Origin of the sequence: Exiguobacterium sp. s150 (assembly GCF_018618435.1) — a bacterium.
Classification (GTDB): domain Bacteria; phylum Bacillota; class Bacilli; order Exiguobacteriales; family Exiguobacteriaceae; genus Exiguobacterium; species Exiguobacterium alkaliphilum.
Map to the genome: position 1 here is coordinate 47,989 of NZ_JACSMC010000001.1, position 13,600 is coordinate 61,588.

The following is a 13,600-nucleotide window of genomic DNA, read 5'->3' on the forward strand; positions in this document are numbered from 1 at the left end:
CGTCTTCACTCCCATTGTTGTTCCCATTGTTTTTCTTCTTCAATGACCCTTAAGTCCTCAGGTGTAATCAAGAATAGCTCCATATGCTGTTTCCGTTTTGCCCCTTCGACGAGAAATCGAGGGCTTCCCCCCGTCTCTTCGTCAAACAAGCTGATGAGTCCTGCTGCTTTATCCAAAAAGAATGCAGTTTTTGCCCGAAGTTGGCTCGGGTCCTCATACGGACGTTGGGTCAACGGCTCAAAGAAATCCGCTTCGAGCTGAAGTTGGATGAACAGCTCCTGCTCATACGGCTTATACCGTTCCTCCATTTCCAAAAATGGAGGAAATACGGCAATCTTGATTGGATACGTTTCCCTTAACTCTAACAATACTTGTCCAGCCCACAATTCACAACCGTTTGTCCCACTAAAGATGAACCATTCCCCACCGAGCTCAATCGCCTCTACGATTTTGCGGCGATACGCCTCCTGAATGATTTCGATCCCTGGATGGTCGGCTTTGAAGATTCCTAGCTCATGCGGGCGATAACCGGTAATCGCGACGACTTTCATAAGCGCTTCCTTTCTAACCGGGCGAGCCGGTGTTGTAATTCACGTTGGGCACGGAATGCCGTCTGCTTCAACACCGTCCGCCTTGCTTCGACGAGTTCGAGGGCACGATTCGTATAGACGATGGCGCGGTCGATGTCTTTTGTCTGATGCTCAGCATGCTTGGCGAGTTCCGTTAGCGATTCGATGGAACCGACTTGTTCAAACAACGGCAACGCCTCGTCGATTTTACCGGTGCGCTTTAAAAGCATCGCCTGACGCATTTTCGCCAGTTTCGACGGGTTATCGAGTTGCGCGTACGTCTTCAAGGCCGCATCCTCATTCCCGAGGTCGCTCAACCAGTGCGCCCGCTCTTCCCCGAACATTAATCCATCGCCTTCGACGAGATGCGTGAGGCGGGTGTAGAGCGAAACGAGGCTCAAACAGTCGGCATGATGGTGTTCGATGACCGGACGTAAAATGTCCGGTTCTCGTTCTTTCACGTATTGGAAATAATGCATCGGGGCCAAAAAGCCCGGTAAGTCGTCAACGCGTTCATGCCCGAAGTGGGCTTCGACCGCCTTCAACGAAACAGATTCGAGCGTCGGTTTTAACAGCCGTCTCGATGCGTGCAACAAATCGACGTGTCCGACTGCTGGGAGTTCCTTCACTTTCGACTTCACGAACGTATGGCGTGTCTTGATTTGCGGCCAGTCAAACGACTTTCCGTTATAGGTGACGAAGCGGACCTCATCACCGATATCGTTCAAGAAATGATAATAAAACGCCGTCTCAAACGCCGGGTGGGGCAACACATACTGCACCATCTCGAGATGCCCTTCATGGATGCGGGCAAACCCGATTAAAAAGATGGACGTCCCCGACCCTCGTAGCCCGGTCGTCTCCGTATCCATGAACAGCACGCGATCGGTCGGGACGTCCACCGCAAAAAACGGATGCGTCGCCTCACGGACGGCTCGTCGGGCTTCTCCATATGTGAAGTCGTGATACATCGACTCGAGCGGATACATCTCTTTCAAGCGGACGCACCATTCTTTTTCGAACGTCAAAATCTCCCCACCGAGCGCCTTCCATTTCGCTTGTTCGACATCATCAGGCGTTTCGATTTGTTGTTTCGGTTCTGTCGTTTTAATCAAACGTGCTAATTTTGCTTTCATATCGTTCCTTTCAAGGCATGCAACTGATTGACGACCTGCAGTTTGAAGTCCCCGTAGCCGACCATCCCGACACAACTCGGACAGCCGCTCGCACAAGGGCAATCCTCGACGGTGCGCACTGCCGCCTCAAGGACAGCGTCGGCGTCACGATAGAGCGCCTCGCTCAACCCGATTCCGCCCGGATAACGGTCATACAGGAAGACGGTCGGTTTCGACGTATGGGTCGCCTTCATTTGAAGCGTCGTGAACAAGTCATGGCTGTCACACATGAGATATAACGGGGCGAGACGGCGTAACAAGTCACTCACCGCCTCGAGCTGGTCTTCCATATCAGCTTCCGAGTATGCGTAGCGCTCATCGAGCGTGAACCAAGTCGCCGTCGTGTGTAGCTCGCGTTCCGGCAGATGAATCGGGCCAGATCCGATATTCTCATGCGTCCCGAACTTGATTTTTTTGAACAACGTGGCCATCGCGATGACCGAAACCTCGCCAAACGTCTTCACTCCGTCCGATTTGTTCTCTTCTAGCACTTTCAGTTCGACGGCCAAGTTCGCGTCGGTGTAATAATCGACATCGACTTGCCGCACGTACGCCTTCTTCTCTTCGAAGTCGAGCTTTTCGACTTGATATTGTTCGGCACCATGCAAATAAATGGCTTCGTCATGCAACAACGTCATCGCGCTGAACGTATCCATCTCGCCGATGACGGCGTGTTTGGCCGTCTGGTCGACGATGACGACGTTTTCCTGATCCGACGTACGGAGTGAAATCTCGTGGGCCGGGAACGAATCCGTCATCCAGTAGTACTTATCGGCCCGCTCATGGAGGACTTGGGCGTCCGTCAAGAAATCGAGGATGTCTTCCGTGTCGACCGTCCCGAACCGTTCTCCTTTATGGAACGGCAACTCGAACGCCGCACACTTCAAATGATCGACGAGGATGATGAGATTGTTCGGGTCGAGTCGCGCCGCCTCCGGTGAACGATCCAAAATCAAATCGGGTTGCTCGACGACGAGCTGGTCGAGCGAGGACGACGAGGCGACGAAGATGACGAGCGACTCCGAATGCCGTCGGCCGGCCCGTCCGGCTTGTTGCCAAAGCGAGGCGACGGTACCGGGATACCCGTTCAAGACACACGCTTCCAATTGCCCGATATCGACGCCGAGTTCGAGCGCGTTCGTCGAGACGACCGCTCGAATCTCCCCGTCGCGGAGCCGGCGTTCGATTTCACGGCGTTCGGACGGCAAATAGCCGCCGCGATATCCGACAATCGACTTCGGTCCGAGCTCACGCCGTGTCAACTCTTGGAGATACGTCAACAGCACCTCGACGCGGACGCGGGAGCGGGCGAAAACGATCGTTTGAATGTCGGCCTCGACGAGCTTTGACGCGATCCGCTTCGTCTCGAGCGTGGCGCTACGGCGGATGCCGAGCGCCTCATTGACGACAGGCGGGTTATAGAAAATTAAATGCTTCTTTCCTTGTGGCGCACCGTTTTGGTCGACGAGGACGACATCTTCCTCGGTCAACCGTTCGGCCAACTCGACCGGGTTCGCAATCGTCGCCGACGTCATGATCCACTTCGGATGGCTCCCGTAATAGGCGCAAATCCGCTTCAGCCGTCGGAAGACGTTCGCGACGTGACTGCCGAATACGCCGCGGTACGTATGAAGCTCATCGACGACGATATACTCCAAGTTCTCGAACAAGCGAATCCACTTCGTATGGTGCGGCAAGATTCCCGAATGGAGCATGTCTGGATTTGTGATGACAATGTTACCGGCATCACGTACTTTCGTCCGAGCTGCCGGTGCCGTATCCCCGTCATAGGTGAAGCAGCGCAAGTCGCCTTCGAGCGCCTCGACCATCGACATGAGGTCGGTGTTTTGATCTTGAGCGAGCGCTTTGGTCGGATATAAGTAAAGCGCCCGGGCCGTCGGCTTCTCAATCATTTTTGAGAGCACCGGCAAGTTGTAACAGAGCGTTTTCCCCGAAGCGGTCGGGGTGACGACGACCGTGGAATGGCCGCGTGCCGTCTGTTTAATCGCTTCGGCTTGGTGTGTGTACAACTTGTCGATGCCGCGCTCGTTCAAGACGCGCACGAGGTCGCGTGGAACGCTTGCCGGAATGTCCGCGAACTTTGCGGGACGGGCGTCGACCGTATGCCAGTTCGTGACATGACTATTGAAGCCTGGGTCGGTCTTGAGCGTTTCAATCATCTCTTCGACGGAACGCTTCTTTCGCATAAACTCACCTTCTCCTATCAAGAATTCGAAGGTGCAAGACGCTCCACGATGTCTTTCACTTGCCCGATCCGCTCGTCGCGAACGAGGCGATGAACGGCCGGCAACCGGAGCACTTCCATCGTGTTGAATGCGGCCGCCACATGTTCGTTCTCTTCCTCGAGGCGCTTGATCGCATCGTCATATAACAGATGCGTCGATCGGCCGAACAGGACGATGGTATGTAGCTTCGTGCATTTCGAATGGACCGCCTGTAAATGTTTCGTGTAGCGTTGCACCGCTTTATAGTAGTCATCGTGCGCCACGAGCGCACGACGTTTTCCGCGCAATAGTTCAGGATAAAATCGTTCGTCACCGAGAAACATCGTCTCGATCCCGATTCGTTTTAAATGCGAATGGCCCGCCGCGAGCGCGACGTCTCGATCATACAACAAACGTCCAAACGGGATGGACTCCCCGAGGAGGAGGCGTCCCATCTTCAAACCGTTGACACCGTGAAGCGGGAGACCTTCGTCATCCTCTTGCAGTCGATCGATTACAAATAACACTTTCATCTTACGTTTAAGAGAGAGTTGTACCATTTGTCACCATCCTATTCGCTTTCTTTTCATTATAGCAAACGGAACAGAAAAACAGGGCGATTTCAATCGCCCTGTGCGTGTTATTCATTGTTGCGGTCACTGTTTCCGTTCTCACGTCCACCGTTCCCATTGCCGCGGTTCTCGTTTGAGTCAGACGATTCTGAGTTGGACTGCCGTTCAAGGTCTGTTCCCGACTCTTCTTCCGCTGGAGGTTCTTCCTCCGTTGCCGGTTCTTCCGTCGTCTCTCCCGAGTCGCTGTTGTTGCCGTTATTGCCATTGTTGCCGTTATTATTGCCGTTGTTACCGTTCCCGTTATTGTCGTTCGACTGTTCCTCTTCGGTCGGCTCTTCAGCCGGCTGTTCCGTTTCCGGTTCCTCTTCTTCTTCAGCCGGTTCTTGATTACGTTGAACCGTATACTGGGTTTGAAGCGGGCTCGACTGTTGCTCGCCGACGAGCGGATTCGTCGCCGTCGCGACAATCGTAAACGTGGTCGTCCCGTTCGTCAGACCAGAGATGTCGACACTCGTGTCTGACGTCGTGGCGACGACGCGCTCACTTCCGTCCGGTCGTTTCTCCGTCACGGTGAACGAAAGGTTTTGATACCCGTCCGCTTGCACCGCTTCCGTATTATACGACCATGTCAACGTGCCGCGGTCCGCCGGGATGTCGTAATTGATCGACGCGCCGGTCGGTGCCGGGAGCTTGTCCGGTTCGAGGTCTTTCGGCTTCGTCCCTTTGACGTACAGCTCGTTCCCGAGCGACAATACCGACTCCGGTTGCTGGAACGCTGCCGGACGACCGTTCGCGTTCGTCACTTCTTGCATCATATACTCGAAGTAGAACTGCGCGTAGTTCGGACTCATTACCCTTTCAGCCGTCTCGTTTGAACGACCGGTCCAGACGGAAATCGAGTAGTCGGTCGTATAGCCGGTGAACCATTTATCCATATCTTTGTTCGTCGTACCGGTCTTACCGGCGACGTCATACGGGAAGGCACCTGGTTGATACGTCCCGATTGAGGTGCTGACGACGTCACGGAGCATGTCTGTGAGCATGTACGCCGTATAGTCTTCCATCGCTTGTTTCGCTTTCACCGGCGAGTTGATCGTCGAGCCGTCATTGAACTCGATTTTTTGAATCAAGTGCGGCTTCGTATACATCCCGTTCGTCCCGAGTGCAGCGTAAGCGGCCGCCATCTGCGACGTGTTCGCCTCGGCTGTACCGAGCGCGTTCGAGGCGTTCATCTCGTCGCCAGACATCGACGGCTCGATACCGAGATTTTGGACGAATGACTGAATCGCGTCTTGGCCGAACTCGTCCCGTACTTCATAGAAGGCACGGACGGCCGGTGTGTTCGCTGATACGGTCAAGAAGTAGCGCATCGTATTCGAGCCACGATACCCTTCATAGTAGTTGATTGGATTGTAATCTTCGTCTTCGAACGGGGCGTCACGGAGTACTTTCCCCGTCGACCATTGGCCGTTCTCAATCCCAGGTCCGTAGTCGAAGAACGGCTTCGCCGTCGAACCGATTTGACGCTTCTCGCGTGAGAAGTCACGATAGTTCTTATCGCCTTGCTCCGCTTGTTGGCTGTCAATCAAGGCGACGATTTCACCCGTCTTCGTATTGAGGACGGTCGCCCCCATCCGTAGGTCTTCCGGGAAGACGTTTTCGACGTTCATGAAATCGACGTTGTTCGATTTGATGTCGTTGTTGAACTTCGTATGCAAGTCTTTATCGATTGACGTATACACTTTGAGCCCTGCGCCATAAATGTCTGCCTGTTCGAGGCCATAGTCTTCCTCGAGCTCGGCTTGGACGCGCGCATAAATCGCACGCGTGTACGACTCGCCGTCCGTCTGTGGTGCCGGCGAGATGACGTCCGCGATCTCGACGTTGAGCGCTTCATTGTATTGCTCTTCCGTGATATGACCGTCACGCTTCATCGCGGCGAGCACTTGCTCTTGACGATAACGCGTCAGTTCTTGGTCACCACTGATTGGGTCATATGCGCTCGGACGCTGTGGCAGACCGGCGAGGATTGCCGCTTCCTGATAGTTCACTTCCGATACAGGCTTGTTGAAGTAAGCCTTTGAAGCCGACTGTACCCCGTATCCGCCTGAACCGTAATAGTTGATGTTCAAGTACATTTCGAGAATCTGCTCTTTTGAATATTCACGTTCGAGTTTGATGGCGAGCCATTGCTCTTGAATCTTCCGCTTCATACTCTTCTCACTCGTGAGCATCGATTGTTTGATCAGCTGTTGCGTAATCGTCGAGCCACCCTCGGACCCGAACCCGCTCGTCAAGTTGGCGAGGACCGCCCCGCCGATTCGGCGGATGTCGATTCCGTTATGTTCGTAGAAACGACGGTCTTCAATCGAGACGACCGCTTGTTGCATCACTTCAGAGATATCATTGATTGACACGTATTCGCGAACTTGGCCGCTTTCGAGCGGTTCCCCGTTTGCTGAGATCAATTGAATCGGATACGTCTTCACCAACTTCTCTTCGTCGAGCGGTGGTGCGGTCGCGATTGCATAGGCGGAATACGCGCCCGCCGCGACAACGCCGATAATGAATAGTAATGTTGCGAGTAAAAGAATACGGCGCCAGATCGGCTTCTTCGTTTTCGGTTTTGACTGTTTCGTCGTCTGTTTACGTTTATTGGTCGTCGTGTCTTGCCGACGTGCCACCCGACTTCGTTCCATTCATGATTCACTCCTTCTATTTCAATCGAGCCATGCTTCTAGCGCCGCCAAATAATCGACGGCCGGCATCGCCCGGGTTGGAACTTCGATTGCATGTTGTTCAATGAAGCTGAGCGGGATTGATTTTCGTCCCGTCTCACGTTGTGCCCACCAGTCTAACAACTGGTCTGCTGACAGCACATATTGCGTATTATAGCGGCTAAACCGGATGATGACAAAGCAAATCCCTCCATGTTTCATACAATCACGCATGTGTGTGATTTGATGGTCATGAAAGTTACCGAGTGGGAACGACGTCTTATTGTTCGTCTCTTTCGCTTCGAAATCGATATATTTGCCGCGATACACCCCGTTATAGTCGGTCGTCGACGCTTGTTTGAAATACGCTTCCGTCACTTTCGCGGCGCTCCGTTTCGGATAATCGACTTTGACGATCTGTAGTGGCGTCGGTTTCTTATGGATGACCGCCTTGCCGTGGATTCGATAATACTCGTTCGTCTCGTTGAGCAGCGTCTCTAAGTTCATGCCTCGGTTCGCATACGTCGGACGCTCCGAGCGAATCGGTGCCCGACTGTCGGTTGATGCTTTCTTTCCGTTCGGATAGTGGAACATGTCGTCACCCCTACAACTCATTTTAGCAGGTTGGCCCACTCGTTCCTTCCGTCTAAGGTCTGATTGTCGAGTTCTGTCGCTCGACTGTCTCGTGGATTTTCCGCAATGCATATCGTACCAAACTCTTGTATGTTAAACTAGTACGTAGTGTATTGTGTAGTCAAATTGACACAAGCTTGTTATCATGCTACTAAATACTTTTCTACAATAAGTCTTCTACTAGTTAACCCTTTCATCAATCCGATAAACACGATTGATGAAACTTTTAAAAAATAGAGGCGCTTGAGATGAAAGAGATAAAGCTGTGTTGGAGGGGTACGATGGATAACGGAAAGAAGTACGTGATGTTTGTCGATGAGACGGGTACACCGAAGGGAAATACGCAATTTAATTTGACGGGTGTCCTCATGGAATACAAGTATGCGATTGACGCCGACGAGGCCGGAATGCCGTGCGAGCTGAAACGTCGTCTTCACGCGTTCAAGCGAGACGTGTTCAAAACGGAAAACATCCCGCTTCATCTGAAAGAGATTTTAAAGGCCGAGCATCCATATGGGAAAGAGGATGGAATCACGATCGATATGCTCCGTGACTTTTGGAACAAGTTACCGGACTTCCTACGTGACATCAATTGTACGATTATTAGCGTCGAGGTCGATAAACAGAAGCTACAAGACTTCTACTCGACACCGAAAGACCCTTACGTCGTCGCGTTCGCGCATTTGATGAAGTCGTTTTACGCGTTTTTAGAAGAGACCGAGGCGGTCAGTGCCCGCGTCGTGCTCGAATCGCGTGACGATTACCAGAATCTACTCATTCAAAAGGCGTTTTTTGACATTTTCAACTCAGGGACGGTCCACCTCGATGTCGAAAAGAGTCGACAAAAAATCAAAGGCTTCATCTTCTCCGAGAAACAAAACACGATTTATCAGTCCGGGCTCGAAATCGCAGACCTCGTCTGTCTGCCGCTCTCGCGCGTCCGTCGCGGGGTCATCGAAGTCAAACCGCGGTTCGTCCATTATGGGGATGAGAATCGCATCTTTAAAGCAATCAAGGACAAGATTTACATTCGTAAAGAAAGTCCAGACCAAGACTTCCGAAACTGGGGCTTCAAAAAAGTCCCGATCACGAAAAAGCGCCGCGAATGGAGCGACCATCCGTGGAACCACTAAAAAACTGCCTCGTAGCGTTAGCTACGGGGCAGTTTTTATGTCGCTTTTATCGACTTCATCCGCTTTTTCCCTTCCCGGCACATGTGCAGGAGCGGGCACGTCTCACAAGCCGGGCGTTGCGCCTTACAGTGATACCGTCCAAAGAAGATGAACTGATGATGCAGCTGCGACCATTCCTCACGCGGGAACTTTTTCATGAGCGTGTCCTCGACTTGACGGACGTTGTCTTTCCAGCGACAAATCCCGAGTCGTTTCGAGACGCGCTCGACGTGCGTATCGACGGCGAACGCCGGCTCATGGAACGCGACCGACAAGACGACGTTCGCCGTCTTGCGACCGACGCCAGGCAACGCCTCGAGCGACGCCCGGTCGTCCGGGACAATCCCGTCATGAAGCGTCACGATTTGCATCGATAGCGCCTTCACGTTCTTCGCTTTGTTCCGATACAATCCGATGCGCTTGATGAGCGACTCGATTTCCGAGACGTCGGCTGCCGCCATCGCTTCGACCGTCGGGAACGCCTCGAATAGGCCTGGCGTCACTTTGTTGACGAGCGCGTCCGTCGCCTGAGCCGATAACGCGACGGCGACGACAAGCTCGAACGGATTGCGATGCGTCAGCTCACAGTGCGCATCCGGGAACATCTGTCGCATCGTGTCTGATACTTCGTTTAGTTGGGCCCGGGTCAACATCATTTGTTCCTCCGTTGATATTCGACGACATCCTCAAGCGACTGGACGTTATGGTCTTGCCAGACGCGCAAGATTTTATCCATGTACTTGAAATTCCGCACGTTCCGGAGTTTTGCTTCCCGAAGGGCGGCCAGCACCAACTCTTCGCTAAACCCGTCTTCGGTCAGCCAGCCGACGATTTGCTCGATTTCAAACGGGGTGATCGTCCCGAATTCGCGCTCGAACGTATGAATCAAGTTCTCATTCAACGCATGCGGCGTCTTGACGGTCACCGTCTCCTCCTCGAGCGCTTCGAACAACGGTAACAGGCTGTATCGTTCCACGTCAGCCGAGGCATCGATGGCAATCAATTCTTTTTGCAACAAACCGAGCAAGACGGCACGTGCTTCATGCTCGGCCACGTTCATCCGTTCCCCGAGCTCGCTCGGGAGCGGCATCTCGATGCCTTCCCCGGTCAGTTCGAGCAAGTGGACGACGAGACAAAACTCGACCGGGCTAAGGTCCAGCCGGCGTGCGTCCGTGAACAATTTACGCGGGACGACGACCGGGCTCTGTTCGAACAGTTTGATTAGACTATGTGCATTCATGGCGCACATCCTTTCTAAACACATCAATCGGGGAAGACGTCAAACGTCATCCCCGATTCGGCGATTATTATGGGTGAATCCGGTTCAAAAGACGTGGGAACGGAATCGCTTCGCGGATATGCTCGATTCCGCTAATCCAAGCGACGGTGCGCTCGAGACCGAGTCCGAAACCTGAGTGCGGCACTGAACCGTACTTCCGGAGCTCGAGATACCAGTCGTACGCGTCCGTCTCATCGAGGCCTTCTTTGATGATTTCTTCTTTCAAGCGGTCATAGTCGTCTTCACGCTGTGAACCGCCGATAATTTCTCCGTACCCTTCCGGTGCGATCAAATCGGCACAGAGGACGAGATCCGGGTTCTCCGGGTCGACTTTCATATAGAACGGCTTAATCTCTTTAGGCCAGTGCGTGATGAATACCGGCTTGTCATGTGCGTTCGCGATGGCCGTCTCGTGCGGTGCACCGAAATCGTCGCCATACTCGATATCATCGAATCCTTCGGCTTTTAGGAACGTGATTGCGTCCGCATAACGGATGCGTGGGAACGGTGCTTGAACTTTCTCAAGCTTCTCCAAGTCGCGCCCGAGCAGTTCGAGCTCGTTGCGGCAGTTCTCAAGTGCCGACTTCGCCAGATACGAGACGTAACGCTCTTGAAGGTCGAGACTCATATCATGATCGAAGAACGCCATCTCAGGCTCGATCATCCAGAACTCGATTAAGTGACGACGTGTCTTCGATTTCTCGGCGCGGAACGTCGGGCCGAACGAAAAGACTTTTCCAAGCGCCATTGCCGCGGCTTCCATGTATAGTTGTCCTGTCTGAGACAAGTATGCCGGTTGACCGAAATAGTCCGTTTCGAACAACTCCGTCGTCCCTTCCGGCGCGCTTGACGTGATGATCGGCGGGTCGATTTTGACGAATCCTTCTTGGTTGTAGAACTCATACGTCGCCCGAATCAATTCGTTCCGTACTTTCATGATCGCGTGCTGGCGACGCGAACGGAGCCAGAGGTGACGGTTGTCCATCAAAAACTCCGTCCCATGCTCTTTCGGCGTGATCGGGTAATCGACCGACTCGGCGATCACTTCCATGTCTGACACTTCAAGTTCAAAACCGAGCGGCGTGCGGCCACCGTCTGACTTGACGTTCCCTGTCACCCAGACCGATGTCTCTTGCGTCACACCTTTGGCGAGTGCGAACAGCTCTTCGGCCACATCGGCTTTGACGACGACGGCTTGGGCGAACCCGCTCCCGTCCCGGAGCTGAAGGAACGCGATTTTCCCGCTCGAACGTTTATTGGCAATCCATGCACCGACGCGGACCGTCTGTCCTTCGTAATCTTTAAATTGGTTGATTGAAATAGTTGTCATTGTCGTTTCCATCCTTTCGCTTATCGAGCGTTCTCTTTAATGAAAGCTTCCACTCGATCGAGCGCTTCTAATACTCGCTTTAACTCCGTCGCATAGGAGAGTCGTACGTAATCGTCTTGACCGAAGCCAGAGCCCGGGACGAGCGCGACGAACGCTTCACCGAGGACAGCCTCGCACCAAGCGTCGACCGAGTCGTATCCGCTCATCGATGCCGCTTCTTTGGCGTTGGCGTATAAGTAAAATGCACCTTGTGGTTTCAAACATGTGATTCCTGGAATTTGAATCAATCGGTTATAGACGATGTCGAGGCGTTCCTCGAACGAGACACGCATCATCTCAACGTCATCTTGCGGCCCGTTATACGCTTCGACCGCGGCTGCTTGCGCGACGGACGTCGGGTTCGACGTCGAGTGCGAGGCGAGGTTCGTCATCGCTTCGATAATCGTTCGGTCACCGAGCGCATAACCGATGCGCCACCCTGTCATCGCATGCGACTTCGAGACGCCGTTGATGATGATTGTGCGTTCGCGCATACCCGGAAGTGTCGCAATCGAGACGAACCGGTCATCTCCGTAGACGAGCTTCTCGTAAATCTCATCGCTGACGACGAGCAAATCGTGGCGTTTGACGACGTCCGCGAGTTCTTCGAGTTCCTGTTCGGTATAGATCATGCCGGTCGGGTTGGACGGGCTGTTCAAAATGACCGCTTTCGTCCGATCCGTGATGGCCGCTTCGAGCGAAGCCGGCGTCAATTTGAACGACGTCTCTTCCGTCGTCTCGACGTACACCGGTTCCCCGTCCGCGAGTTTTACTTGTTCCGGGTAACTGACCCAGTACGGGACCGGGATGATGACTTCGTCCCCTTCATCAAGAATCGCTTGGAACAGGGCATACAAGGCATGCTTCGCCCCAGAGGCGACCATGACCTCGTTCCGTTCAAAGACGAGGTCACTGTCGCGCTTCGTCTTGTCGATAATCGCATCTTTCAATGCAACCGTGCCCCCTGAAGGCGTATATTTCGTATCGCCTTCCCGGGCAGCGCGGCAGGCCGCATCGATGATTCGGTCTGGCGTGTTAAAGTCCGGCTCGCCCGCCCCAAGACCGATGACGTCTTGTCCTGAAGCCTTGAGCGCTTTCGCTTTCGCCGTGATGGCGAGCGTCGTCGACGGCGTCAATTGTTTAACCCGTTTTGCCAATAGATGTTCCATCGTGATCCCCCTCTACTTATAACGACGCGTCCGTCAGTTCGACCCGTCGGATAAATTCTCCAGTTTGAAGCGTATAGTATGAATACGTGTATGACGCGTTCGCCTTTGTCACCACTTCGACTAAGGCACGTTCATCGAAGCCATATGTGCAGCTGACGAGTGTCCCGCCCGTCTCTGCGAGTGAATCGTTACAAATTTGATCCAAATCAACGTTCGTCACGTCACGGACGACAATCGGTTGTTCCTCATCGACCGGAACGAATAGGACGTTTTCTGCGTTCTCGAAGACGACGTAAGGTTCAGTGCCGTTATAGAGCGTCGCCCGATCGACTGTCACGCCTGCTTGCTCCGTCTCAAGACGTTCTCTTGCCTCGCCGATCATGGCATCTTTCACACGCTCGGTGTGGCCGATCGTGAACCAATACACACCACTAAAGACGATGACGACACCAATCAGTGCCGTCACGAGTGCGATCACTACTTTTGACTTACGTGTCATTCCGTCCGATAGATGGTGAACACCATCTCTTCTTTCTTCGGATCATTTACTTTTTTCTCTAACGCCAAACCAAACATTAAATCTTGGCCCTTGAGCGTCCGATTCAACAAGTCGACGATTTTATAGACGTCTGCGGTCGGCTCGATGCGAACGGTCGCGAGCGTTTCGATATTTGAATTCATGGTCCATCCTCCTTCGAACACTATACCCATCATTATAAA

13 protein-coding genes are annotated in these 13,600 nt (G+C 53.2%); 1 reads left to right on the top strand and 12 read right to left on the bottom strand.

What is annotated here, in order from left to right; translation table 11 throughout:
• Positions 1-5 precede the first annotated feature (5 nt).
• The 6 genes from KNP76_RS00275 to recU form a co-directional block, all read right to left on the bottom strand.
• Positions 6-551 (bottom strand): SLOG family protein, encoded by a 546-nt coding sequence (locus tag KNP76_RS00275; RefSeq protein ID WP_034815216.1) that lies wholly within the window; start codon positions 549-551, stop codon positions 6-8.
• Complete coding sequence (locus tag KNP76_RS00280) at positions 548-1,705, bottom strand: ribonuclease H-like domain-containing protein (protein WP_034804930.1); 1,158 nt, start codon at positions 1,703-1,705, stop codon at positions 548-550. The genes KNP76_RS00275 and KNP76_RS00280 overlap by 4 nt, the downstream gene beginning before the upstream one ends.
• Positions 1,702-3,951, bottom strand: a complete 2,250-nt coding sequence (locus KNP76_RS00285) for a DEAD/DEAH box helicase (protein WP_214842000.1) — start codon at positions 3,949-3,951, stop codon at positions 1,702-1,704. Before KNP76_RS00285 ends, KNP76_RS00280 begins: the two co-directional genes overlap by 4 nt.
• A 17-nt stretch (positions 3,952-3,968) precedes the next feature.
• Positions 3,969-4,502, bottom strand: a complete 534-nt coding sequence (locus tag KNP76_RS00290; RefSeq protein WP_034815479.1) for a hypothetical protein — start codon at positions 4,500-4,502, stop codon at positions 3,969-3,971.
• 107 nt (positions 4,503-4,609) lie between these two features.
• Positions 4,610-7,240, bottom strand: coding sequence for a transglycosylase domain-containing protein (locus KNP76_RS00295; protein WP_214842003.1), 2,631 nt, complete (start codon positions 7,238-7,240; stop codon positions 4,610-4,612).
• 21 nt (positions 7,241-7,261) lie between these two features.
• The gene (recU, locus tag KNP76_RS00300; protein WP_034815212.1) at positions 7,262-7,852 is read right to left on the bottom strand and encodes a Holliday junction resolvase RecU; all 591 of its coding nucleotides are present in this window, start codon (positions 7,850-7,852) and stop codon (positions 7,262-7,264) included.
• 320 nt (positions 7,853-8,172) lie between these two features.
• Here recU and KNP76_RS00305 point away from each other — a divergent pair, with 320 nt between their 5' ends.
• Complete coding sequence (locus KNP76_RS00305) at positions 8,173-9,024, top strand: DUF3800 domain-containing protein (RefSeq protein ID WP_034815209.1); 852 nt, start codon at positions 8,173-8,175, stop codon at positions 9,022-9,024.
• Positions 9,025-9,059: 35 nt separating this feature from the next.
• On the opposite strand, the gene nth is transcribed toward KNP76_RS00305, so the two are convergent.
• The 6 genes from nth to KNP76_RS00335 all read right to left on the bottom strand — a co-directional run bounded on the left by nth (position 9,060) and on the right by KNP76_RS00335 (position 13,561).
• Positions 9,060-9,716 (bottom strand): endonuclease III, encoded by a 657-nt coding sequence (nth, locus tag KNP76_RS00310; RefSeq protein ID WP_034815208.1) that lies wholly within the window; start codon positions 9,714-9,716, stop codon positions 9,060-9,062.
• Positions 9,716-10,303, bottom strand: a complete 588-nt coding sequence (locus tag KNP76_RS00315) for a DnaD domain-containing protein (RefSeq protein WP_034804943.1) — start codon at positions 10,301-10,303, stop codon at positions 9,716-9,718. The genes nth and KNP76_RS00315 overlap by 1 nt, the downstream gene beginning before the upstream one ends.
• Before the next feature lie 67 nt (positions 10,304-10,370).
• Positions 10,371-11,672, bottom strand: a complete 1,302-nt coding sequence (gene asnS, locus KNP76_RS00320) for an asparagine--tRNA ligase (protein WP_034809104.1) — start codon at positions 11,670-11,672, stop codon at positions 10,371-10,373.
• 20 nt (positions 11,673-11,692) lie between these two features.
• Positions 11,693-12,880 (bottom strand): pyridoxal phosphate-dependent aminotransferase, encoded by a 1,188-nt coding sequence (locus tag KNP76_RS00325; RefSeq protein ID WP_034809106.1) that lies wholly within the window; start codon positions 12,878-12,880, stop codon positions 11,693-11,695.
• Positions 12,881-12,896: 16 nt separating this feature from the next.
• Positions 12,897-13,379: a hypothetical protein gene (locus KNP76_RS00330; RefSeq protein WP_034809109.1), complete on the bottom strand. Its 483-nt coding sequence runs from the start codon at positions 13,377-13,379 to the stop codon at positions 12,897-12,899.
• The gene (locus tag KNP76_RS00335) at positions 13,376-13,561 is read right to left on the bottom strand and encodes a YpmA family protein (RefSeq protein ID WP_021067223.1); all 186 of its coding nucleotides are present in this window, start codon (positions 13,559-13,561) and stop codon (positions 13,376-13,378) included. The genes KNP76_RS00330 and KNP76_RS00335 overlap by 4 nt, the downstream gene beginning before the upstream one ends.
• Between the last annotated feature and the right edge of the window lie 39 nt (positions 13,562-13,600).